The 22,335-nt window shown below is 56.0% G+C and carries 22 protein-coding genes and 1 tRNA gene; 10 read left to right on the forward strand and 13 right to left on the reverse strand.

What is annotated here, in order from left to right:
* Positions 1–86: 86 nt before the first annotated feature.
* Positions 87–578, forward strand: coding sequence for a hypothetical protein (locus QMZ18_RS19475; protein WP_282608017.1), 492 nt, complete (start codon positions 87–89; stop codon positions 576–578).
* Between the two features lie 68 nt (positions 579–646).
* Here QMZ18_RS19475 and QMZ18_RS19480 read toward each other — a convergent pair whose 3' ends face one another.
* The 6 genes from QMZ18_RS19480 to sfsA all read right to left on the reverse strand — a co-directional run bounded on the left by QMZ18_RS19480 (position 647) and on the right by sfsA (position 9,286).
* Positions 647–2,902 (reverse strand): CHASE2 domain-containing protein, encoded by a 2,256-nt coding sequence (locus tag QMZ18_RS19480; RefSeq protein WP_282608018.1) that lies wholly within the window; start codon positions 2,900–2,902, stop codon positions 647–649.
* Positions 2,903–3,023: 121 nt separating this feature from the next.
* Positions 3,024–5,933: a FecR domain-containing protein gene (locus QMZ18_RS19485; protein WP_282608019.1), complete on the reverse strand. Its 2,910-nt coding sequence runs from the start codon at positions 5,931–5,933 to the stop codon at positions 3,024–3,026.
* A 156-nt stretch (positions 5,934–6,089) separates the two neighbouring features.
* Positions 6,090–6,521: a hypothetical protein gene (locus QMZ18_RS19490; protein WP_282608020.1), complete on the reverse strand. Its 432-nt coding sequence runs from the start codon at positions 6,519–6,521 to the stop codon at positions 6,090–6,092.
* A gap of 165 nt (positions 6,522–6,686) precedes the next feature.
* The gene (gene radC, locus QMZ18_RS19495; RefSeq protein WP_282608021.1) at positions 6,687–7,406 is read right to left on the reverse strand and encodes a DNA repair protein RadC; all 720 of its coding nucleotides are present in this window, start codon (positions 7,404–7,406) and stop codon (positions 6,687–6,689) included.
* Positions 7,407–7,473: 67 nt separating this feature from the next.
* Positions 7,474–8,316, reverse strand: a complete 843-nt coding sequence (gene map, locus QMZ18_RS19500; RefSeq protein ID WP_282608022.1) for a type I methionyl aminopeptidase — start codon at positions 8,314–8,316, stop codon at positions 7,474–7,476.
* A gap of 247 nt (positions 8,317–8,563) precedes the next feature.
* Positions 8,564–9,286: a DNA/RNA nuclease SfsA gene (gene sfsA, locus QMZ18_RS19505; protein ID WP_282608023.1), complete on the reverse strand. Its 723-nt coding sequence runs from the start codon at positions 9,284–9,286 to the stop codon at positions 8,564–8,566.
* A gap of 266 nt (positions 9,287–9,552) precedes the next feature.
* Here sfsA and QMZ18_RS19510 point away from each other — a divergent pair, with 266 nt between their 5' ends.
* Positions 9,553–10,083: a hypothetical protein gene (locus QMZ18_RS19510; protein ID WP_282608024.1), complete on the forward strand. Its 531-nt coding sequence runs from the start codon at positions 9,553–9,555 to the stop codon at positions 10,081–10,083.
* A 177-nt stretch (positions 10,084–10,260) separates the two neighbouring features.
* Positions 10,261–11,049, forward strand: a complete 789-nt coding sequence (locus QMZ18_RS19515) for a molybdopterin-binding protein (protein ID WP_282608025.1) — start codon at positions 10,261–10,263, stop codon at positions 11,047–11,049.
* Positions 11,050–11,115: 66 nt separating this feature from the next.
* Here QMZ18_RS19515 and QMZ18_RS19520 read toward each other — a convergent pair whose 3' ends face one another.
* Complete coding sequence (locus QMZ18_RS19520) at positions 11,116–11,475, reverse strand: DOPA 4,5-dioxygenase family protein (protein WP_282608026.1); 360 nt, start codon at positions 11,473–11,475, stop codon at positions 11,116–11,118.
* A gap of 180 nt (positions 11,476–11,655) precedes the next feature.
* On the opposite strand from QMZ18_RS19520, the gene QMZ18_RS19525 reads away from it, so the two are divergent.
* The 5 genes from QMZ18_RS19525 to QMZ18_RS19545 all read left to right on the forward strand — a co-directional run bounded on the left by QMZ18_RS19525 (position 11,656) and on the right by QMZ18_RS19545 (position 15,672).
* A complete protein-coding gene (locus tag QMZ18_RS19525) occupies positions 11,656–11,985 on the forward strand; it encodes a PilZ domain-containing protein (RefSeq protein WP_282608027.1) in 330 nt (109 codons plus the stop codon).
* Between the two features lie 555 nt (positions 11,986–12,540).
* Entirely contained in the window at positions 12,541–12,807 is a 267-nt protein-coding gene (locus tag QMZ18_RS19530; RefSeq protein ID WP_282608028.1) for a hypothetical protein, read from the forward strand.
* Between the two features lie 244 nt (positions 12,808–13,051).
* Positions 13,052–13,762 carry an HAD family hydrolase gene (locus QMZ18_RS19535; protein ID WP_282608029.1) on the forward strand — a complete coding sequence of 237 codons (711 nt, stop codon included), beginning with the start codon at positions 13,052–13,054 and terminating at the stop codon, positions 13,760–13,762.
* Positions 13,763–14,257: 495 nt separating this feature from the next.
* A complete protein-coding gene (locus QMZ18_RS19540; RefSeq protein WP_282608030.1) occupies positions 14,258–14,812 on the forward strand; it encodes an RNA polymerase sigma factor in 555 nt (184 codons plus the stop codon).
* Complete coding sequence (locus QMZ18_RS19545) at positions 14,809–15,672, forward strand: hypothetical protein (protein ID WP_282608031.1); 864 nt, start codon at positions 14,809–14,811, stop codon at positions 15,670–15,672. The genes QMZ18_RS19540 and QMZ18_RS19545 overlap by 4 nt, the downstream gene beginning before the upstream one ends.
* A gap of 38 nt (positions 15,673–15,710) precedes the next feature.
* Here the strand turns inward: QMZ18_RS19545 and QMZ18_RS19550 are convergent, their stop codons facing one another.
* Both QMZ18_RS19550 and QMZ18_RS19555 read right to left on the reverse strand, forming a co-directional pair.
* Positions 15,711–16,913: a hypothetical protein gene (locus QMZ18_RS19550; protein WP_282608032.1), complete on the reverse strand. Its 1,203-nt coding sequence runs from the start codon at positions 16,911–16,913 to the stop codon at positions 15,711–15,713.
* A 140-nt stretch (positions 16,914–17,053) separates the two neighbouring features.
* A tRNA-Leu gene (locus QMZ18_RS19555) sits at positions 17,054–17,140 on the reverse strand.
* A 158-nt stretch (positions 17,141–17,298) separates the two neighbouring features.
* On the opposite strand from QMZ18_RS19555, the gene QMZ18_RS19560 reads away from it, so the two are divergent.
* Entirely contained in the window at positions 17,299–18,099 is an 801-nt protein-coding gene (locus QMZ18_RS19560; RefSeq protein WP_282608033.1) for an SDR family NAD(P)-dependent oxidoreductase, read from the forward strand.
* 21 nt (positions 18,100–18,120) lie between these two features.
* On the opposite strand, the gene QMZ18_RS19565 is transcribed toward QMZ18_RS19560, so the two are convergent.
* Positions 18,121–18,369, reverse strand: a complete 249-nt coding sequence (locus QMZ18_RS19565; RefSeq protein WP_282608034.1) for a hypothetical protein — start codon at positions 18,367–18,369, stop codon at positions 18,121–18,123.
* A gap of 286 nt (positions 18,370–18,655) precedes the next feature.
* On the opposite strand from QMZ18_RS19565, the gene QMZ18_RS19570 reads away from it, so the two are divergent.
* A complete protein-coding gene (locus tag QMZ18_RS19570; protein WP_282608035.1) occupies positions 18,656–19,174 on the forward strand; it encodes a hypothetical protein in 519 nt (172 codons plus the stop codon).
* Positions 19,175–19,226: 52 nt separating this feature from the next.
* On the opposite strand, the gene QMZ18_RS19575 is transcribed toward QMZ18_RS19570, so the two are convergent.
* Genes QMZ18_RS19575 through argE form a run of 3 tightly spaced genes read right to left on the reverse strand, consistent with a single transcriptional unit; the run spans position 19,227 to position 22,222 of the window.
* The gene (locus QMZ18_RS19575; protein ID WP_282608036.1) at positions 19,227–20,318 is read right to left on the reverse strand and encodes an AbrB family transcriptional regulator; all 1,092 of its coding nucleotides are present in this window, start codon (positions 20,316–20,318) and stop codon (positions 19,227–19,229) included.
* Between the two features lie 47 nt (positions 20,319–20,365).
* Positions 20,366–20,965, reverse strand: a complete 600-nt coding sequence (locus tag QMZ18_RS19580; RefSeq protein ID WP_282608037.1) for an HAD family hydrolase — start codon at positions 20,963–20,965, stop codon at positions 20,366–20,368.
* A gap of 30 nt (positions 20,966–20,995) precedes the next feature.
* On the reverse strand, positions 20,996–22,222 hold the full coding sequence (gene argE, locus QMZ18_RS19585; protein WP_282608038.1) for an acetylornithine deacetylase: 1,227 nt from the start codon (positions 22,220–22,222) through the stop codon (positions 20,996–20,998).
* Positions 22,223–22,335 lie beyond the last annotated feature (113 nt).

Consider the following 22,335-nt stretch of genomic DNA (forward strand, 5'->3'; position numbering starts at 1 on the left):
CCAGCCGCGAAAGGTTTTTATTGTAATCTTAAATCATATGTATACGTATTGGTTGAGATTCACAAGGAACACCTGGAGGGTTAGAGGTGGGGTTGCACAATCTGAAGAGCGAGAGTTTTTTTGATATTGTCGACGGCTGTTCGGAACAGATCGACCTCTCGCAGGCCCATGGCTGGCTTGATGACCTGTTGTCGCAGTACGGATCGTTGCCGAACGCGCCTTGGTCGACGCAGGCGGAATTGCTTGCGCATATGATTTCGGCGGTCCGAGGGCTTCGGTTTTCTTTTGCCCGGCGGAATGCCATGCAGAAGCTGGAAGCCTTGAACCGGGTGATCGAACTCCACGCTGACCGGCGGCTGGGTATCTATCTTGAGTATGTGGATATGGACAGTGTCGAGGAAACACTGAGCCGCTATACGGTCTGGAAGGGCACTCTGTTCGAAATCTATACCGATCGAAATCTGGTCTGCTGGCATCCCGACAAAGAATTTATGCCGAAAGCGACCGGTCGGGTCTACCGCACGAAATACAGCGAATTGGGCAAACGGCAGCGCATGCGCGACACCCGGCCGAAGTGATCTGCCGAAGTCATCGGCCGGACTTCTAGGCGCCGTCCAATATTACTGGATTAGCTTTGTCGTCCCGACTACTTCGTTTCGGCTGAGAACACGCCGTCCCAATCTGCTGGAGGCGGGTTGACCTGGAATGTCTGACAACGGCTGGCATAGAGAGCGTAGAGCTCGCCAAGCGATCCCTCTGCGTCGAGTTCGCGGCAAATTCTGCATTCGTCAAGCGCGCTCTCCCAATTGCCTGCTCGATATTCGGTCAATAGGCGTTCGTTGTGCGTTACCAGCTGATTGAAGTTTTGAGACTTTGCGAAGGCCTCGTCTCCGATTACAGAAAAGATGCGTTCCGGTTTCGTCTTCCCCTTCACCCGGATCATGTCAAGTTGCAGCAAGGCGAGGCGTCCCGTTAGCTGCTCTGCTGTCGCCTCGCCAACGATAATGGAAACCCCATAGGTTTTACTTTGGCCTTCCAGGCGGGCGGCGAGGTTCACGGCGTCACCAAGCACGGAGTAGTCAAAGCGTTGGTCGGAGCCCATGTTGCCGACGACGCAAACACCGGTGTTGATGCCTATGCCGGCGTGAAGCGGCAGGAACGGCCGCCCAGCGGCTTCAGCTTCCTGTTTGAGGTCTTTGTTAAGGCTGTCCAATCGACCGAGCATGTCCAGAGCCGTCAGACAGGCATGGGAGACGTGTTCCGGATCTTCCAGCGGTGCGTTCCAGAAAGCCATAATGGCATCGCCCATGTATTTGTCGATGGTTCCGCGGTTGCGCAGGATGCAGTCGCTAAGCGGTGTGAGGAAACGATTGATCAGCCGGGTCAAACCTTGCGGGTCGGAATGATAAAGTTCCGCGATAGAAGTGAAGCCGCGCACGTCGCAGAACAGGAAGGTCATTGTCTTGGTTTCGCCGCCCAGTGCCAGGCGCTTCGGGTCCTTCGCCAGTTGGTCGACCAGGGTAGGGGCCAGATACTGCCCAAAAGCACCGCGAACCTGACGCCTGCGGCCCTCTTCACGGAAGTAGTTGACGAAAACCAGCAGGATGTAGACGGCGCCGCTTGCGAAAAGGCCGTAGCTGACGTCAATCAGTAACTGCTGCTCGACAAACAGATACCAAGATCCAGTCATCAGAGCGCCTGCAATCAAAGCCCCGAACAACATTGCAAGGGAGGCGCCGAGCGCAGGCACAAGAAGGATCATCACGGCACCCGTGAGGGCCTGAAGTATCAATTCGGCACCGAGCGCATAGCTTGGCCGCAGCAGGTAGGATTTGGTTAGGATCGTCTCCAGAATCTGGGCATGAACCTCGACACCCGGAAGCGCTGAATGCACAGGCGTGGACTTGATGTCCAGCAAACCGGTCGCGGAAGTGCCGATCAGAATCAACTTGCCCTTCACCTTTTCTTGGGGCGCCGTTTCGTTGAGCACGTCGCTGGCAGGCAGGTATTTGTTCGGATCGCTTTTGGAGTAATTGACCCAGATCCGACCGAAACGGTCCGTGGGGATCTCAGCACCTGCAAGGTTGATACTGATCAATCCGAGTTCGTCACTCTTGATGATGTAGGCATCTGCCTGTGCGGCCACTCGCAGCATTTCCAGCGTCAAGGTGGGGACAATCCTGCCTCCGGCCAAGACGACGGCCGGAACACGGCGTACGAGGCCGTCTCGCTCACCCTCGAAATTGAAAATGCCGCGACCTTGAGCCGCATTGTCCAGGACCGGGATGTTGCGGAGGATATCAGCGTAATTGAATAGATAGGGTTTGGGATTGCCGCCAAGGGTGACAACCGGTGCGCTGTTGCCGGGGCTTTCTCTTTTGCTCAAAACCCGGGGGTGGCCCGATTGCCCAAGCACGACATTTGTGTTTCCGATTGCTTCTGCAAAGAGCTGATCATTATCGGGCAGAAGGCGAAGGCCGCCCCGCAGCTCGGGAGCGATACCTGAAAGATCTTCAGCGAGTTTTTTTGGGGAAAGCCTGTCGGCTTCGGCAAAAACGATATCGAATCCGATGGCCGCCGCGCCTTGCTCCTTCAACTGTGTCACCAATTTGGCGAGCAGGGTTCGTGGCCAGGGCCATTGACCAAACTCCGAAAGGCTCCGCTCATCAATATCGACGATCAGAACCGGTTGCTGGGAAAGGGCCCTGGGATGTATCTGCTGATAGAGGTCGAAAACCTTGAGGCGGAGGGTCTCGACCGGATTGGGATCCCAGGCCCGGATAACCAGGAAAACGCCCAGCAGGGCTGCGCCCAAAAAACGCCCGAAACCGATTCTTCTGAATAACGATGCAAGGCCGTGGCCGATCCGCTGAGTAAAGGCTGCGTTTGGCGTTTTCGGCACCCGCGGTTCCCTAGAATCTATTCGTTTTCCACTGGTTCACTGAAAAATGTGATTCAGTATCTTTCTCTTAGTTAGAGGGCGATTCACATCCTTGTTTGCTTCCAATAAGAACGTCCGCTCTCTAGGTCGTAAGGGCGAGGTTGACGGCATTGTCGAGTTCCTCGAGGGAAGAGATGCTATCCCGAATACCGTCCAGGACGATGGAGGTATCGCTGTCGAGCTGTAGGGTCACGGTCCCCGTGACGGCATTTTGGGAAAGGGTAACACCGAGCGCCGCTAAGTCGGCGATATCGCTGTCGCCATCCTGATCGCTGTCTAAGACATCGGATATTGTGATCAGGTCCTGGTTGGGATCAAAGCCGAAGAGTGTGTAGCTGCCAGCGGGATGCTGAGTCAGGCTGAAGCTATAGCTGTCCGGGTTTACGATCAGAGCCGCAGTTGCACGATCACCGTCTCCATCGGCGACTTGATAACTGAAGCGTTCTGTTTCGTGATCGAATTCCGGTCCTTGGTATCTGTAGTCGCCGGTCGAAAAATCGAAATCGAACTGACCGCCGAGCGCGGTCTGAATTGAGAGCTGTGGGCCGTCTGTTGCCACCCCTGCGTCCGATGTGATTTGGTCGCTGCCGGCGTCATAGTCATAAACGGCTCCATCGACTTCGAGCGAAAGCAGCTGCAAGAAACCGTCGGCGCCAAAGACGTCGCTGGCCAGCAGACCCAGGTTCGAATCCTGCGCATCCAGCAGTAAATTGCCCTCGGAAACCGGTTGAATTGAACCGGTAAAATCTGACGACAAATCGTCGACGCCGGTCAAAATGATCGGATCACCTTCTTGATCCGGCGAATTGACATCCAAAAGAGGTGCCAGGCTTTCGTCACCGGGGTCGACCGCCACGGCAATCGAAGTGATGCCCTTTTCGGTCAGAAAATCTTCCCAACCGCTCTCTGCCACTGATCGCCCCGTAGTGACGAAGCCATCGGAAATAAAATAGATCGAGTTCGACGCGCTTTCGGACGGATCTGAAATTAGCTGCTGTTGCGCGACCCCTTCGATTGCCTCGACGGCGCCGAAGAAATTGGTTCCATTATTGACGCCAGGATAGCCGTTTGCGTCGGTTACGCTGCGAACAGAGGTGGCGAATGATGTAAAGTCCGTAAAGCCAGAAAGAGGGCTGAGGGCCTCGGCACCGTCGGCGAAGACCATGAGGGAAAGCGTGACGCCGACGCCGGTTTGGGAGCCAACTTCAAAGAGCTTCCGGCCCAGGTTTTCTGCTGCGGCTTTGGCAAGTTCCAGGCGGCTCGACTGCTCGCCGTTTGCGAGCGTCATGACGCTGTTCATGCTGGTAGACACATCGATGGCGATCAGAAGGCCGAGTTGGCCATTGGGGCCTTCTTCAGTGCCTTCCGGCAATGCCTCGTCTTCGCTTGGTATCTCATTGCCGTTGCCGGAAATTTCCAGGCGCGGGGCGGCGATATTGTCGACTGCCTTCGGAGCATCATCCAGCACGCTTACATCGATCCGGCTGGTCACTGTGACAACGTCCAACTGTGCCGTAATCGCAAAGGAAAGTTCGAGGCTGTCAGCCGTTGAACTTTGCGCAGGATCAAGATGGTCGAGGGCTTCGAGAAGGGTAAATTCGAACGTGCCCGCGGATGAATCCATCGCAAGAAGGAAGATCTCTTTTCCGGCCTGCGGTCCGCTTCCGCTCGCTGGAACAAAGCCGACCAGTTGCTGGCCGTCGTTTTCGATCCTGGTCAGGATTGCATCGCCGCCAGAAGTTAAGGCCGCCGGATCGCCTCCCGAAGTGACGCTAAGTCCGTCAATCCTGATGCTATCACTTGAGTTGCCGGTCGCGGAAAAGCCGAGATTCCCGGTGACGGCGCCCTCACCAATTGCGATGGCCTCGTCTACCGATATGGCGGCAACCGGCATTGGGTCTTCGAGGAGCGTAAAGTCCTGCTCACTTAGAGGGCGCGTCAATTCGATGGAAGTCGTTGCAGTCGCTTTGTCGAGTACGCCTAGGGCGACAAGGGCCTCGAGGCCCTCAATGTTGCCGACATCGAAATCGGGCGGCAAAAATACCGAACCGGAGCTTTTCGTCACCGGCGGTGCATCGGTCTCCAATGCTGCTTGATCATAAAGTACACCGAGCAGGCTGCGTACCTGGACTTCACTGAGAACCTGAGCATCGAGGTTGCCGTTGAAGTTGAGCGCTACGACGGTCTCGAAAAGCTGGTTGAGTACGACGCTGTCGGCTGCATTGGTAAAGGCCAGTGAACCGACATGTCCGTTTCCGTCCTCCAAAAGAGCGCAAGCGGTGGTCCCGTCTTGGCTGTCGATACGGCAGCCGACCCGCGTGCCGCGGATGCCGATCGTGCCGGACGGGGTCTTGACCTCCATGGCATCGGGACTGGTTCCGGCGATCCATCCTGTGACGAAAACGAAACTCCCTTTGACCACCGACAGGATTGATGAACCTTCGGATCCCTCAGGGTTGTAAATCATTTCATCGATTGTGATGCGGGTATTTGTCGACATGGAGAACTCCATGCCATCAACGAAGATAATTTCGAGGATACCGTCGCCTGCGGTTTCAAGAACATCGCCTTGAAAGATCGAGGCGCCGCCATCCAGGTTTTCCTTCACGCCATCGGTGCGCGTGACCCAGGCTTCACCTTCAATCGTCGCGACCTTGCCGATTTCATCTGCTCCGCCTACCGCTTCAGTGGCCGCGTACTGAGCCGGCGTAAGAGAGCCTGCCAGCTTTTGAACGAGCTGGTGCGGGAAGAGGTGTCCGCCTTCTGTCCAGAGGTCTGGTTGCTGCGGGAGTCCAAAATAATCTTTTACAACAACATCATCACTGACGCCGTCGCGAAGAACCAGGTCGTCGTTATGGCGGGAGAACTCGGCATCGAAGGCAAAGTTGCCGCCCGGTAGAGTCGGTTGTTCATCCGCCGACAGGTAGACGGTTGTATCATGAGCCGTTTCGGTTACGCCGCCGCCGGACTGGTCACCCAAACTTAACGCCATCTTGGGTCACTCTTCGCCACACTTGATATTTATCGTTAGTAATCTATCAAATGACTAGGTGCAGTGCTATCTGAATCAACCTTTATGACTCAGCTGTTGGCGTGATGCTCTACAACCACATTGACCACGACTATTCCTGGTTGACGAATCGTGACACTACTTTACGTTGAAAATAGCTTGTTGTGACTTTCCTGTGGTTCCCGGAATGCGCAGAATGAATGTACCGGGACGGATGGTCACAAAAGAGATTTCCGCGGTGCCTTCGTCATCGAACTCCAGACTGTCGAGACCCAGCGGGCGCACTTCGATGTCGTTGATCACAACCTCGTTGACCCAGACATTGCGGAAAAAGCCTGCTCCGCCGATTGCCAGTTCCGCCGAGCCGTCGGCGATGATTTCCAGCCGATAGTATTTACCCGATTCCAACTCGTAAGGTGTTTCGGCCAGGGGCTTTCCCGATGCCAACGTGATTGGGGAGAGTTCTTGCACGCCACCAAGCAGGCCCGAAAAGCCAAGATCGTGACTATCCGCGCTTGAAGGGGCGAGTGCGAGGACTCCAAGTGCGAGACCGAGGACAGCGTGTTTCATAAAAGCTTTCTCCCGTTAAGCTGCTGTTGTTCAGTTGAATTTGGTTGAATCGCCGACTTCTGTTGTTCTTGCGACCCTTCAAGTCTGGGTCCACCTCAGAGGCCTGTCTATTGCCAATAGGTTGTACGGCGTTTTCGGAACCTAGGCGCTAATTTCAGAATGTTTCTACAGTAAACCCAGGCTGCGAAAGCTGCTCTCTCCGGCTCGTGTAATGATGAGGTGGTCGTGTAACTCGATGCCCATCCGGCTTGCGGTTTCCTTGATCTCCCGGGTCATGGCGATATCGCCGCTCGACGGTGTCGCATCGCCTGAGGGGTGATTGTGGACCAGGATAAGGGCGCTGGCCGAAAGCTCGAGCGCGCGTTTGACGATTTCTCGCGGATAGACCGGTGTATGATCGACAGTTCCGCGCTGTTGTTCCTCATCTGCGATCAGCCGGTTCTTGCGGTCGAGAAACAGGACTCTGAAGTGTTCGACAGGTGCTCGCCCCATGATCATCCGGCAATAACCGACCAGCTGGCTCCAGGAATCGATCACCGGCTGATCGAGAATATCGGCCCGGGAGAGCCGAGTGGCTGCTTCGGGGACGATGGCGAGCGCGGCGACCGAGGCGTCGCCCATGCCGGGAACTTGTTTCAGATCCCAGGGGGCGGCGGACAGAACGCCTGCGAGACTGCCGAACTGCGCAATCAGTGCTTTTGCGAGCGGTTTGACGTCGCCGCGTGGTTTGGCGCCAAACAGCAAAAATTCGATGATTTCGTAATCGCTGAGAGAAGAGGGGCCTTGTTCCAGCACGCGCTGGCGCAACCGCTCTCGGTGGCCGTGAAAATGGGGTTTGGATGGACTTGCGCTCTCACTGGTACCGCGGCCCGCCAGTTCATCCATTTCCCGCCGATCCCCCAAAGGACAATAATTCTGCCGGTCTGTCTCCGATCAAACCCTGCACAAGGTGTCAGTCTTCAAACGGTGGACAGGTCCAGCCTTTGGGTGACTTCGTGAAGATCTCATAACCCTCTGCAGTGACGCCGAGAGAATGCTCGAACTGCGCAGAGAGCGAGCGGTCGTTGGTCACTGCTGTCCAGCCGTCCTTTAAGATCTTCACATCCAAACGGCCAGCATTGATCATCGGTTCGATGGTAAAGAACATTCCTTCACGCAGGCGCGTTCCGGTTCCCGGACGTCCGTAGTGCAAAACCGACGGTGCTTCGTGGAAAATCCGGCCGAGGCCATGACCGCAAAAATCGCGCACGACGGAAAAACGATTCTTTTCCGCGAAACTCTGAATGGCGAAACCGATGTCGCCAAGCGTTGCGCCAGGCCGCACGACCTCGATGCCGCGCATCATGGATTCGTAGGTGATTTCGATCAGGCGCTTGGCCTTGATGCTGGGCTTGCCCACGTAAAACATACGGCTGGTATCCCCGTGCCAGCCATCCAGGATGACCGTCACATCGATATTCACGACGTCACCGTTGTGCAGTTTCTTTTCCGCGCTGGGGATCCCATGGCAGACCACATGATTGACCGAGGTGCAGATCGACTTTGGAAATCCCCGATAGTTTAACGGAGCAGGAACTGCATCGTGCGAGACGATGAAATCATGGCATAGTTTGTCCAATTCCTCGGTTGTCACGCCGGGCACCACGTGCGGCGTGATAAAATCCAAGGTTTCGGCTGCCAGCCGTCCCGACTTACGCATGCCTTCAAAGCCCGCGGCATCGTGAATCGTGATCCGTCGTTCCTCGGCGCTCAAAGGGAGCGATAATTCATCTGCTTCGGCTTGGCCGTATTGCATTTCTCTCGTCCTGCAGTTCGTTCCCGTCGAGGTGGAGAAACCTCGGCGTGCATCATCCATGTTGTTCCATTCAAATTATATATCCTGAAGTCTTAAACTTCCAGGAAGCGATGCGTGGATACCGGTGGTGTTACGTCAGGCGTTCCGTCGGAGAGACTGATGCTCTCGCGGGACCGTGGAGTACAACAGCGTACCGGCAGCCTGCAAAACCAGCGCGACCGCAGAATAAATTCGAATATCCCGTGGCTTAAGTATCCAATGGCAGCGCGCGATTCAAGTCGATCGATTCCGGCGTGACCTTGCAGTCGTAACAAAGGACCTCGACGCCGCGCGACAGCGCCCTGGCGAACGCGGTCTCGTAATTAGGATCGATATCGCCGGCGATAGACACTTTTGAAGAGTCGGCGCGTTGGACCAGGAAAAACATGACTGCCCGATAGCCGGCTTCGACCGCGTCACCCAACTCCTCAAGATGCTTAGCGCCGCGGCTAGTGACAGAATCAGGGAACTCCGCTGCGTGAGCACCGCGTTTTAAGGTGACGTTCTTGACCTCGACGTAACAGGGCGGTGTGTTGCTGGGCGGGGCTACATCTTCCGGGCCAGTGAGGAGAATGTCGATGCGCGAATTCTTGCCGTACCGCACCTCGCGCTTCAACTGGGCGTATCCAGTCAGTTCGGGGATACTGCCGTCCGCAATGGCATCGGCCACGATCGCGTTGGGATGGCTGGTGTTGATCCCGACCGGCTCGCCCTTTGCCGTGGCAATTTCCCAGGAGAACTTAAGCTTGCGGTCGGGGTTACGCGCCGGGGACAGCCAGACCTGGGAGCCAACTTCCGCAAGTCCCATCATCGACCCCGGGTTGGCACAATGGGCTGTCACAACCTCGCCGCTGTCGAGCTTCACGTCGGCCAAAAAACGCTTGTAGCGTTTGATCAAGCGGCCGGGCAGGAGTGGATCTGGAAATTGCATTTTTAAACCTTTGGTCGAGCAATCAATCTTGAAGGTTTCTTGCAGTGCAAAAAATATATTTCGCACCGGCCGAATCTGTGCAGGGAGGGTATTTTCCTTATTGTTCCGTGATTTAACGCAAATTCTTCTCACGTGATAGAGTTTTAAGCTTTGTGAGATATATGTGCTGCTTCTTGCTTCCCGATAACGAAGCGACCAGTTTACTTTATAGAACCCCTGTATCTATCCGATTCGCCAACGCATTTATGTATCGAAAGAGTCCTGAAATGGCACGGACCACCCCTGTTCTTTCCATTGCACCTGTACTGCTCGTGATCGCGTTCGGTTTGAGCGCCTGCTCTTCCTTTCAGCAGCAGGAGTATAAGCGGCAGCCGGCGCCTGCGAGCACCTTGGCCGCCCCTCCGAGCAATGCAGGCAGCCAATCCGGCGCGAAGGTTCAGGTTCCTTCCAATTCCGGGACTTATCCCTACGGCACCGCGGAAGAGACGTCCGAGGCCAATGCGGCTGCTAAAGGCGATTCTTATGTGAAAGGGCCTGATGGCTCCATTTGGAAAGGCTCCCCGAGAGACTCGGAGGCGCACAATGCGGACATCGAAGCCTGCTACCGCTATGCGGCTGCACAGACCACCAACGATGCGCGGATCGAACAGGACCGGCGAGCAGTGTATGGTGATGGCTTCAGCGATACGCAGAGTGTCGGGCTGCTGAACTCGAAAATCCGCAGCTACGACCATGAAACGCGGCGCCGGTCATTATTCTCGAACTGCATGCGCTCCAAGGGTTACGCGTCGCGCTGAACCCGCGGTAACAACGCACGCCAAAAATCGCTGAATGCGAAGGAGCCCAGGACGGCTTTGTCGCCGCTCACGCGATTGCTTGCCCATGGTGTGAAGGCCGTGCGCTCTGTAAGATGACGTCGATTTATCCCCGCCAACCCGGCGAGCCTGTCTTTCACGTCAACCAGCAGAGTGTTTATGTCCTCCAACCCCTCCGCGCCCGAAAGTCTTGATTCCAAAGAAAACGTGACGGTAACAGCGTGCCTGATGATCATCGGCAACGAGATCCTGTCCGGCCGCACTAAAGACGCCAATCTGGGTTTCCTGGGCGAACAGCTTAATGAAATCGGTGTGCGCTTGATGGAGGTCAGGGTCGTCCCCGACATCGAAGCCGTCATCGTCGAGACGTTGAACGAGGTGCGGCAGAAGTTTGACTACGTCTTTACGACGGGCGGTATCGGGCCCACGCATGACGACATCACTTCAGCCTGCGTGGCCAAGGCTTTTGGCGTCGCATGGAGCCTGCATCCGGAAGCTCATGCGCTTCTGAAAGCTCATTACGCAGAGGGCGAGTTAAATGAAGCCCGCCTGCGCATGGCCCATACACCGGAAGGGGCGTCTTTGATCGAAAACCCGATCAGTAAGGCACCGGGCTTTCAGATGGATAATGTCTTTGTTATGGCAGGCATCCCGCGCGTCATGCAGGCGATGTTCGAGAGTCTGAAGCCCCGATTGACCGGCGGCGCTCCCGTGCGCAGCGCCACTCTGGCCGTTTCGCTGCCCGAAGGCAAAATCGCAAAGGGGCTGGGGGAGGCGCAGGATCGCTTTCCCGATGTCGAGATGGGCAGTTACCCCTATCGGAACGGCGACCGCTTCGGTGTCCGCTTGGTTCTACGCTCGGTCGATGACACCCGCCTTGAAGGGGCGGTCGAAGATGTCGCCGCTACTGTGCGTGCACTTGGGGATGAGCCGGTGCGCGAATCCTAGAACCTGACCATCCTTCGCTGAATTTGGGAATCCGGCGCGAAACTAACAATCAGCCGATCGCGGGACTTATTCGAAAATCGACAGCTTGAGGCTCTGTTGCTCACCGAGCCAGACTGCGTAGTCGCGGTGATCTGCGAGGTGATCGCCTGTTTCCGCGTGTGTGAAAACGGTCAGACCGTCACGGTTGAGCGCGAGCCAGGGGATGATTTCACCGAACAGATCCGGGGTAAAGGCGACCTGATAACTACCCGTAGGATGCGGTCCGACCGGCGCATCACGCCAACGGCCCATCTCCACCTTAAACCGCGTCTCGATCGCATCCCGCAGCCGGGCGGCTCGTGGTTTCGACGTTTCGTCGTAATAGACATGGGCGTGGTAGCCAGTAATCAACGAAATGTCTTTATTATTCTGTTTGTTATCGGTCATTGTTGCATTTCTTTCTGGAGTGCTGTCCACGCCCTTAAAGTCGCAGATTTAATATCTTGGCAAGACCCTGTCCTTAAGCTTGAAAGGCCTGATCGTTTGGTCTTTCTAAAGAACGATCAGGCTCACGGGCTTCATAGATCAAGCTTGATGCAATAGATAGGTATGACAGGCGGATATTTCATGACCGGAAAGACAAGCGGCAAAGCTTCCGCCGAACGGCGCAGTTTTCCTCGGGTTTCCACCCGCCTTTGTGTGAATCTGCAGCTCATTGGTGGCGAGCGCATTACCTGCACGGTGCTGGATGCATCGGTCAGCGGGGTCCGCGTAGAGGGTGAGGCGACCGTTCCGATCGGCAGCGATGTCACATTGATCATGCCGGGATCCGTGCATTTCGGAGGTCGTGTTGTGCGCCATCAAGGCGGCAACATGGGGATCGAATTTTCGCACGCACCCGAACGCGTAGCAGAAATGATATCAGACCTTTTGCCAGCGCTGCAGGCTAGTTCTTAGGCTTAAACCGCGTCATAACGCGTTGTTACAATGAGATGTCTTCAACTTTGCCCGTCTTAGCGGAGCCGCCGGAATCTTGTCTGTCGGCGACAAGCCGGACCCGAGTCAATAAACGGGAGCCTACCCAAAGGCGGCTCCCGTTTTTTCGCTTCGTGTTCCCGAGGTAAAGCCGTGCAAGTGGTTTTCACTTTCAGCTCAGATTCACCTTGAATATTCAACCTGACGTTAAGTCGGGCGCTCAACTCAATGTTGCACTGAGTGAATTTGACGACAGTCCTCTAGGAGTCGCCGTACAGGCACTACGGCGGCTATTTCGTCACCGGTTTTCCAGTAACGCAGGGGAGTATTCTGCCCATTTTTCACTTACATTGTCAATATATCTAAAGTTGTACAGGCTTTGAATTGCAATCTAAGATAACTAAGGCAATGTCTTCTCTACTCAAAATAGATTTCCGGTGATACCTTACCGTTCAATCAGCGGGGTCGTTTGGTAAAAAAAACACAACCCCTAATATTACACAGCGAAAATTACATCGAGCTGTGGTAACATTAACCATGCTGACTTTGAACGAACTCGCAATTCATAAGGCCCGTCTTCTGCGTGGAGAGGGCGAGCACGACGAAACCCGGATCGCGGAGCTGGACCGTTTGATCATCGGCCAACATGCGCTGAATCTTGATGACGCCATCATTAAACTGGAATTGGCGCGAGAGATGGCGCACAAGCTTGACCGATCGCTGGAACGCGACTACCGGGATATTGAAGACACCGCCGAAATCGTCACCTTGATCGACGATGTTCTTCGGGTCCTGAGGCATTAGGCCGGAATCCGACCTTCGATATCTCTTGAATTTGTTGGCGCCGATCCGAGACGCATGTCGTATTCATTGGCATAAACCGCTCTTTTTCAATGTAAAAAATCAGGCACAACTCTCTCTAATCGCTTGAGGTTTCATGCATCTCGATCGATGCGACAGCTACCATGCTGCGTGCCGGAAAGCGGGTTTACATTGCGGGCACATCGTCTCAACATCTTGCTTTCCACTGTTCCGGTCAGCACGCCCTATGAAACTTGCGATCTTTGACATTGATGGAACGCTGGTTAGAAGCGGCTCTCACGAAGACGGCCTCTTCTGGCATGCGCTCAGTGAGATTTTAGGTGTGGTGAAGGAGCCGTTTGACTGGACCGAATTCGAGCATGTGACCGATAGCGGTATTACCGGCGAAGTCTTTCGCCGTCAGTTTGGGCGGAAACCTTCCTTGGACGCGCTGGCGGCAACAGAACGTTTTTTTGCCGAGCTATGGCGCGACACCTTGCGGGCTTTCTCTCATGAAGAGGTCGAGGTGCCTGGCGCAGGCTTATTGCTCGAGAAGCTCGATGCGCATCCGCAGTGGCAGACTGCTGTTGCCACAGGCGGTTGGGGACTGTCAGCCCGGGCCAAGCTGACCGCTGCCGGAATTGCTCACGAAGCGCTTTCATTGGGCTGTGCCAACGACGCCATCGCACGGGAAGAGATTATTGCGGTCGCCCATGATCGTGCCCGGTCTGTAGGTAATATCAACGAATTCGAGCGTGTTGTTTATGTGGGTGACGGTTCCTGGGACGTGAAAACCTGTGCCAATCTCAAGATGCCTTTGGTCGGAATAGCGGTAGCACCCGAAACCCGCGACCGGCTAAACGCGCTCGGTGTCAGTCATGTTTTAGATGACTATCGCGATACAGATGCTGTGTTCGCTGCGCTTGAAGCGGCCACTGCTCCCCACGACTCTCGCTAAATCGCATGTTTAGATGAGACTTGCCAGGCAATGGGACGGCTACGGTCATTCGATCTAGCCCGAATTCAATTGGACTTCATAGGTTCAACATTTTGGTGGGTTGTCTCGCTCTTCCACAGGGTTCTTTCAAAAGTGATCGTGCACTGGATTTTAGGCAAGCGCAGCGAGTCACGAGCCCGTGAGATTGCGGCTATCCTGAAGCGGGGAGGCCCCGAAGGGCTTGCATCCGGTGGATCAGAGGCCATCTTAGCTGAGCTGGCGAGAGAAGCCGGCAACAGGTCTACGATCGGTTTTCGCTATGGGATTCGCAATTAATGACGATCCCAAGCACTCCTTTCGACGGGTGAACGGTAAGCAAACTGGTATGTCAACGGTGTGGCTAAACGCGGAGCTTGGCAACAAGCCTGGCAGAAGCGGCACCAAAACTGAAATTGAATTCTGTTTGGGACGTGCCGGTTCTCCGTTACTCTTGTAATCCGTCAACACAGAAAACCGATGAATATTCACTACGAAATGACGAACCCTGATCACAACCCGGTGAAGTCGGGCCTGCCTGAAATCCTCTCCAGGTTATGGCGTTTTGCCATGGTTCTGTCCCACAACGAAGAAACAGCAGGCGATTTGGTGCAGGCAACCTGCCTAAGGGCGTTGCAGAAGTGCGAGCAGTTTCAGGCCGGAACACATCTTGATCGCTGGACTTTTTCGATCATGGCTTCACTTTGGAAGAATGAACTGCGTGCGGAACGCATCCGCCGTGGCGGCGGGTTCGTAGATGCTGAAGAAGTTCTGGTGACCGACGGCGCCGAAAAAATAGAAACGAATATTTTGCTGGCTGAGGTGTTGGCGGAGGTACAGGCATTACCCGAAGCACAGCGAAGCACGGTATTGCTGGTTTATGTGGAAGGATTGACCTACGCCGAAGCGGCGGAAACACTAGAAGTGCCGATTGGGACCATCATGAGCAGACTGGCTGCCGCCAGGCTCAAACTCGCCGCCTTGAAACGAGCGGAAGACGGCGGTTCGAAACGGCAGGTGAAGACAGGACAATGACGAGCGAACTGAACGATCAAACCGTAACGGACGAAACTCTTGTCGCGTATCTGGACGGTGAACTGCCGCCTGGGGAACGCAGCAGCGTAGAGTCCGCCCTTGAGAGCGACGAAGAGCTGCGTGAACGCCTTGCGTTACTCGACGATGGCGCGCGACCCTGGAAGGATGCCTTTGCCGGTCTCCTGGAGCAGGCGCCGATGGAGAAGCTTGAAGCAGATCTTGCCGCCGCAATCCAGCAGCAGGCCGAGCAGGCACCCACGTCCGGCTCTGCAGATCTGCCTCCAATCATTAAGGTTCCTGCAAACGATCACGGTAACCGCCGCTGGTGGCGCCCTGCAATGGCGGCCTGTGTGGCGGTTACGCTCCTGGTCGGCTTTGCAGCCGGGTATGGAACGAACGAGGCCCAGAATCCCGAGGTGGTGGCCGCTGTCGGCACTGAGGCTGAGGCCTGGCGACAGGCGGTTGCCGATTATCAGGCGCTTTACACGCGTGAAACACTTTCTGTCGCACTCACCGACCCGGTCGTACAATCGGCCGGTCTGCAGCGCGTTTCCAAGTCGCTCGGTCTTACTTTGCCGGACAGTGTCTCCGAAGTTGGCGGGCTCGACTACAAGCGTGCCCAGATTCTCAAGTTCGGATCGCAACCCCTTGCACAGTTGGCTTATCTCTACAAAGACGAGGTTCCTGTTGCCTTTTGTATCGTACGCCTGGACGAAACAGATCGTGCCGCCAGCAACGAAGTACGCAGTGGCTTGAATATCGTTCACTGGTCGAAAGGCGGTTACAGCCTGATGCTGGTCGGTGATCTGCCCGTCGAGGAACTCAATGACTTTGCGCGCGAACTTGAGGGCCGGGTCTGATTTGCTGCGAGAGTGTTTTCGTCAATCGCGAACACCCATTAAGTCTGTGATGAGGTTGCTTTGAGTTTGCGCCAGCGTGTGACGAGCCAGACGCAGAAACCGAACAGTCCCGTGGTCACGGTCGCGACGAAGGCATAGATCGGTTCCGCCCGCGAGACCACATCACCGACCTGGTCAATGGCATGAACATCAACCTGGATCGGGTCGGTGTAGCTGCGCACCGCTACCACCTCCTTCTTTTCTCCTGCTTGCTCAAAGACCACGTAAACATTCAGCGTAAGCGGCGCGTCGCCTTCTTTTTGCGGCGTAATACGCCAGTCCCATCTTGTCGGAACGATTGGTGAAAGCGTCTTGAGCTGGGCTCCGGCGGGCATAATCTCGAAGAGTGAACCGGCGATTTCCGCAGACATTTTCCGGGTGACCTCGGTTTTCGTTTCGATCACTTCTCCGGTCAGGGCGCGCATCTCGACCTTTAGATCGGCAGTGCCCGCAGGATCGATCACCAGGGAGATTTGCTCGGGTTCGCCGCGGTACATGGTCTGCGGCCGATTATAGGCGATCGGTGCCTTGGCGAGCTTTTTGACCAACGCAGCTATATCCAGACAATCCTGAGACGCCGAGATGATGCCCTGGCTGAGACAGGAAGCGACTTCTGATGGGGCTTGCTTGGTGCCTGCGACCACGATGTCCGGCTGAACTTTAGTGGGCGTTGTCGTTGCCGTTGTCGTCGCAGTGGCTGCCGTTGTGGTGGGGGGCTTGCTGGGTTTGCTCGTGGGAACCACCGAGTTCACGCCTTTGGAGCCGATCTTCGTTCCGGCTTTTTTACCGGTATTTGATTTGTTGGTACCGGTCTTTGTTTTGCCGGTGACCACGTTGTTTGTGCCTAGCCCTATGCCCCCAATCCCGCTTGTCGAGTTTTTACCGATCGCAATCGAGGTGCCGCCGAGATGTATCGTGGTGTTACCCGATTTGACGCTGCTTGCTGCCGGTAAGGCAATCTCCGTCCGGGTTTCTTCCCGAATCTGCCAGTACCAGATCCACACACCGGCAAAAACAAGAGCTATGCAGATAGGGGTAAGAAGCGAGACCATGACGCGACGTTCGCTCTGCGCGCCGTTGCAGCGTGTGAGAAAGCGGCGATAGAGCCTGCGACGGCCTAAAAACAGCAACAATGCCGCCAAGGTCATGACGACCGCGGTGGTCAGCGCAGCTGTTTCAAGCCACTTGGCGTCAATTTCCACGCTCTATGCTCTCCCGCGGTTGCGCCTGTCGTCACGAGAATCGGTGTTAGGCGAATCGCCACAGCATAACGCATGCCTGCGTATGTTTGTGCTTATTTTCCAATAAGCACGGCGATTCCGATGCGCTGAGTTCTTAAGATTGGTGCCCGCTCCCGGACTCGAACCGGGACGGCCTTTCGGCCTCAAGATTTTAAGTCTTGTATGTCTACCAATTCCATCAAGCGGGCGAAGAGCAGGATCCGGGTCCGGATCAGTCTGTGATTTGGTAACAGTTCCTCTTGTGCCAAAGCCGCGCCGCCTGTGCAACGGCGATTTGACCTTGGGTCGATTGGTAAAGCCGCTAGGATGTCGCCCAGTAGAAGCGTGATGGCAGGGAGAGGCGTTGATGGGTGACAGGTTGAAGGGCCGGGTGGCGATTGTCGTTGGGGCGGGGTCTTCTGGCCCGGGCTGGGGAAACGGCAAGGCCGCTGCAGTGTTGTTTGCCCGCGAAGGGGCCAAGGTTCTGTGCGTTGATATCAACGAAGCATCTGCGCAGGAGACCGCCCGGATTATTGCCGACGAGGGCCATGAGGCCGCCGCCGTGCAGGCCGATGTTACTCAATCGGATCAGGTTTCGGATGTGGTGTCGGACTGCGCCGGGCGGTGGGGCAGTATCGATATTTTGCAGAACAACGTGGGTATCCTGGATTCCAGTGGACCGGTCGAATTAAGCGAGTCCGAATGGGACAAGGTGATCGCGGTTAACCTGAAGCCCATGTTTCTGACCTGCAAATATGTGTTGCCCGTTATGGAACGACAGGGCAGGGGCGCGATTGTCAATGTCGGCTCCATTGCAGGATCCCGCTGGCTCGGTGTGCCCTACATTACCTACAGCACGACCAAGGGGGCTATTCCGCCCTTTACCCGCTCCATCGCCCTGCAGTACGCGGCGAAGGGGATACGGGCCAATTCGGTGCTTCCCGGATTAATGAATACCCCCATGATCCAAGAGCCTCTGAAGGATGCCTACGCCGACGGGGACATAGACAAGATGATCGCAATCCGTGATGCGCAATGTCCGATGGGTCACATGGGTGATGCCTGGGACGTGGCCATGGCGTCACTGTTTCTGGCCTCAGACGAGGCGCGCTACATCACGGGAACCGAATTAGTGGTTGATGGCGGCATCACCGCAAAGGTTTCCTGAGGCCGTCTCGCAAAAACGAGTTTAGTAGCCCGGAGACAGGGAATCGACGGTCACGATGAAGTCTGACGATTCTGCTTTTTCGTCGTCCAGGAGCGTGTAGCCGTTCCCTTCGAACTCTCGCATTAATTCTTGGGTCGCGGCAAAATCCAGTTCCTCCTGGCTAGGCGCGCGAACCCCAATATCGACCGGATCCATACCATCCAGGTGATACCATAACAGGGGTACCGCCAAGGGAATGGAGAGTGAGAAGGGCAGGACGAAATATCGCATAGGCGCCGGTGCTGCTCCGAAAGGATAATCCCTGGTCCTGACTTTGCCGCCCGAAAATCCTTAACGGGTGTGTCAAAAAGCTGATCTCTCTTCCGCGCAACGGTAACTGCCCGTTACGGAATGCGATTGCCCCTAACTGCAGGCTTATGTATTAAGAGCTCAGCAGGTGCTCAGGGGCGCCTCACCCGCCGAAAGACTCCTCACCCTGGCTCGAAACTTCCACTGTCATCCTCACGGTTCTCTTGGATCACATGGAGCGGGACGATCCGAAACAGGAGAAACGGTGATGGTCGAACTTATCGACAAGTTAAAAACTGAAGCTCGGCTGCTGCATCGCAAAGCGGCCGAAGGCGATTCCGCAGCTCTTGCCCGAATTCGTAAGGTCCACGAAGACCCGAAATTGGATGATGCGGAGTTGAAACCTGCCGTCAAACGCCGGCACTGCCTTGGTGCCATTGCGCGGGATCTCGGTTTTGACGGCTGGGCGCATGCAGTCCAGGTGATTAAGGGCAATAACAGTCGAGACTTCGGAAAGATGCTTTACCCGCACGGCTGCAGCGCACATTCCAACATTTGGTCCGCCAGCTATGCCGAAGCCCGTAAAATTCACGACGACGTCGGGGGATATCTTCTTGCCTACCGGCACCACTATTTCATCGTGGATGCGGACTACATCCGGACCCTCGGATTGGACCCGGAGGATTCAGACTGGCAGGCGATCGGCTACGACTGGGTGAAGCCAAAGTCCACAGAGGCACGCGAACGACTGTACAGCAAGGTCGTTCAAGTACAATTCGATCGCTGACGTTTGTTCACCGGCGGCGGCCGTCTTCGTTTTGTGCACGGCCGCCGTTCCCTCATTCTCTTGACGAGTCTCCGAGTAATTTCTGTAGCAGCTGAAAGAGCAGGGGGGCGCAGACCACGATGATGAAAATTCTCACGATGTGATGGGTCGCGACAAATGCGCTGTCGAGCGAAAGAGACAGGGCGATCAGGCTCATTTCCGCCAAGCCGCCTGGTGCGAAGGCCAGAAACAGGGCCACGAATGACAGTCCGGTTAGGCTGTGCAGGGCCCAGGCGAAGATCAGAGAGATAGCGACAAGAATGATCGTTCCTCCCGTGGCCGCTGCAATGCATCTGGCAACCAGGCTCATCTGAATTCCGGCAAAACGGCATCCGATGGCGGCGCCAACCACCACCTGGGCAACAGCAACGAGTTCGCGCGGAGGATTGGCCGTTGTTAAGCCTGCGAGATGCACCACCGCACTGAGGATCATGGGCCCTACGATCGCGGCGGCAGGAAGTCGGAGTGCCTTTGCAGCAAAGAATCCCGCAATTGCACAGGTGGTCAACACCGCCATGTCGCTGAGCGGTACTTCCGCCAGCGGCAATCCGACCGTGGGCCGGGTTGCGGGATCGTACGCCAGCCAGAGCTGGAAAAAGAACGGCAGGGTCATGATGACGGAGAGAATCCGCCAAGCCTGAGTCAGTGAAATTATCCGGCTGTCGCCGCCCATTTCGCCGCCGACGGCGACCATCTCCGATAATCCGCCGGGCATGGCCGAGAAATAGGAGCTGATGGGACCGTAACGGCAGAGTCGTCGAAAGTAGAGAATGCCGATGCCCCCGGAGACAACGACGTAGAGCAGCAAGGCTGAGAGGCTTACGGCCCAATTGCCCAGTTGTGGCAGGATATCCGGTGAAAATCCGCTGCCCAGCATGATGCCGAGAACCACCACCATGACACTGCGAAGTTGGTTGGGAAGGGCGAGCGGCAATCTCAGCATAGCACCTGCGGTTACCGCCACCATGCTGCCGATCATCCAGGGCAGAGGAATCCCGATCCAGGTCGCCAACCATCCTCCGATGCCGCCAATTGCCAGAGCGAGAGCCGTGGATTGCAGTGTCGGTTTGCGCTCAGGAATGGAGTTTTCGGACGTTGCTGGCAAGTTGGAACCGTGGATTGTTGTCGAGGTGGAGACTTTGAAATGCCTGCTTAGGCGAGAAATCTATCTATGTCCTGTTTGAGGTTCGATGCCGTAGTGAAGTGAATGCCGTGCAGACCGAGTTCCTGGGCCGCTTTGACGTTCTTTGGCGTATCGTCGATGAAAGCGGCGCCCTCGAGGTTCAGATCATAGCGTTCTGCCAGCAGATGGAAGATCTTATGGTCGGGTTTCTTCAAACCTTCTTCTCCGGATACCAGGATGCCTTCGAACCAACTGAGAAACTCAAAGCGTTCCCGCGCCATGGGGAAGGTTTCCGCCGAGAAGTTGGTCAACGCAAACAGCGGCACCTTGCGTTGCTTGAGGTCGGCCAGCACCTCCACCGTTTCCTCCAGCGCACCGCCCAGCATTTCTGTCCAGCGACCGAAGTAGGCTTCGATGTGTTCGCGGAATGCAGGGTGCTTTTCACTTAACAGCGCCATGCCTTCGGCGAAGGGCCTGCCGGCGTCCTGCTGTTCGTTCCAGTCTGTGGTGCAGATCCGGCTCAGAAAGTCTTCCATATCTGATTCCTGATCGAAAAGCTTGCGATAGAGGTATCGGGGGTTCCAGTCGATCAGAACACCGCCGAGATCAAATATTATCGTTTTTTCCATGAGGCCTAGTTTCGTTTCCTAGAAAGGGTTTCAGAAATTCAGGTCGCGGATGCCCGGGTTGCTCAGACGTTCGATGAGCCGTCCCATGAAGGCTTCACAGGCGCCCAGTTGCTCCAAAGTGATAAATTCGTCGGGTTTGTGGGCCTGAGCAATGGACCCGGGGCCACAGATGATTGTTGCGATACCCTGGCTCTGGAAACAGCCGGCCTCGGTACTGAAGGCCACCTTGGTCGTGGCATTGGCTTGCGCACAGCTCTTGACCAAAGTCACAAGATCACTGTCTTCGGCAAGAGAAAATGCCGGGTAGTGACAGAGCTCCTGCCAGGAAAAGCCGCAGGCCTCTTCGATTGCCTTCATGTCAGGTTCGATCCGGGTTCGGGCAAAGTCTGTGACTTCGGCAAAAAGCCCGGATATGTCATCATCGGGGAGATTGCGGAATTCGAACTCGAAGCTGCAATCCTTAGGCACAATATTGAGAGCCGTCCCGCCTTGAATGACTCCGGCCTGGATCGTCGTGTGCGGCACATCGTAATCGTAATCGAAGGGTCCATCCACGGCCCTGCGGCGCGCCATCTCGTCCAGTTGTGCGATCATGCGTGCGGCGGCCTGAACCGCGTTGACGCCCTGTGGCGCGAGAGACGAATGGCACTCCAGGCCGCGAACATCGCAGCGATAGCCGATTCCACCCTTGTGGGCTGTCACGACCTGCATCTCCGTCGGCTCGCCAATCACACAGGCAAGTGGCACGACGTCCTGGGACTGCAGGAATGTCATCAGGCGCTTTGCGCCGCCACAGTCGACCTCTTCGTCGAAAGATAGGCAGAGGTGGATTGGAATCTGAAGGTCGGCCTCCAAAAACCTCGGGACGTGAGACAGGGCAACCGCGATGAAGCCTTTCATGTCGCAAGTGCCACGACCGTAGAGGCGGCTGTTATCGTGCCTGACGGTCCAGGGGTCGGAAGACCAGTTCTGGCCGTCTACGGGTACCACGTCGCTGTGACCGGACAATGCGATGCCGCCGCGACCGGCAGGGCCGACCGTGGCGTAAAGGTTGGCCTTTTTTCCGCTGTCATCAAACGAGAGCTGCGAGCTGACGCCGAGCTTCGACAGGTAGGTCTCGACATCGTGGATGAGCTCAAGGTTCGAATTCCGGCTGGTGGTGTCGAAACCGACCAGCCGTTCGATCATCGCGACGCTGCCCGCGGTCACGCGCGCCGGGCTTACAGTTCCTATGGTGGACTTTTCAGACTGGGACATGGATGAGGCGGAATTTCGGCTGGAGGCTAACATACGAATTGCGGGCAAAGCATGGCAGAGCCGTTCAGGGAACACCAGAAGCTTGGATGCGGGCCGGCCAGATCCCTGGCACG

Source organism: Pelagibius sp. Alg239-R121 (genome assembly GCF_947331435.1).
In the GTDB taxonomy this organism is placed as follows: Bacteria; Pseudomonadota; Alphaproteobacteria; order Kiloniellales; family Kiloniellaceae; genus Denitrobaculum.

Bases quoted from the DNA above. Each gene is read 5' to 3' on its own strand.
- QMZ18_RS19545 (WP_282608031.1), top strand. From the start codon at position 14,809: ATGACGAGCGAACTGAACGATCAAACCGTAACGGACGAAACTCTTGTC.
- QMZ18_RS19490 (WP_282608020.1), bottom strand. From the start codon at position 6,521: ATGAAACACGCTGTCCTCGGTCTCGCACTTGGAGTCCTCGCACTCGCC.
- radC (WP_282608021.1), bottom strand. From the start codon at position 7,406: ATGGATGAACTGGCGGGCCGCGGTACCAGTGAGAGCGCAAGTCCATCC.
- QMZ18_RS19540 (WP_282608030.1), top strand. From the start codon at position 14,258: ATGAATATTCACTACGAAATGACGAACCCTGATCACAACCCGGTGAAG.
- QMZ18_RS19565 (WP_282608034.1), bottom strand. From the start codon at position 18,369: ATGCGATATTTCGTCCTGCCCTTCTCACTCTCCATTCCCTTGGCGGTA.
- sfsA (WP_282608023.1), bottom strand. From the start codon at position 9,286: ATGCAATTTCCAGATCCACTCCTGCCCGGCCGCTTGATCAAACGCTAC.
- map (WP_282608022.1), bottom strand. From the start codon at position 8,316: ATGCAATACGGCCAAGCCGAAGCAGATGAATTATCGCTCCCTTTGAGC.
- QMZ18_RS19520 (WP_282608026.1), bottom strand. From the start codon at position 11,475: ATGACCGATAACAAACAGAATAATAAAGACATTTCGTTGATTACTGGC.
- QMZ18_RS19530 (WP_282608028.1), top strand. From the start codon at position 12,541: ATGCTGACTTTGAACGAACTCGCAATTCATAAGGCCCGTCTTCTGCGT.
- QMZ18_RS19510 (WP_282608024.1), top strand. From the start codon at position 9,553: ATGGCACGGACCACCCCTGTTCTTTCCATTGCACCTGTACTGCTCGTG.
- QMZ18_RS19515 (WP_282608025.1), top strand. From the start codon at position 10,261: ATGTCCTCCAACCCCTCCGCGCCCGAAAGTCTTGATTCCAAAGAAAAC.
- QMZ18_RS19560 (WP_282608033.1), top strand. From the start codon at position 17,299: ATGGGTGACAGGTTGAAGGGCCGGGTGGCGATTGTCGTTGGGGCGGGG.
- argE (WP_282608038.1), bottom strand. From the start codon at position 22,222: ATGTCCCAGTCTGAAAAGTCCACCATAGGAACTGTAAGCCCGGCGCGC.
- QMZ18_RS19580 (WP_282608037.1), bottom strand. From the start codon at position 20,965: ATGGAAAAAACGATAATATTTGATCTCGGCGGTGTTCTGATCGACTGG.
- QMZ18_RS19485 (WP_282608019.1), bottom strand. From the start codon at position 5,933: ATGGCGTTAAGTTTGGGTGACCAGTCCGGCGGCGGCGTAACCGAAACG.
- QMZ18_RS19525 (WP_282608027.1), top strand. From the start codon at position 11,656: ATGACCGGAAAGACAAGCGGCAAAGCTTCCGCCGAACGGCGCAGTTTT.
- QMZ18_RS19570 (WP_282608035.1), top strand. From the start codon at position 18,656: ATGGTCGAACTTATCGACAAGTTAAAAACTGAAGCTCGGCTGCTGCAT.
- QMZ18_RS19535 (WP_282608029.1), top strand. From the start codon at position 13,052: ATGAAACTTGCGATCTTTGACATTGATGGAACGCTGGTTAGAAGCGGC.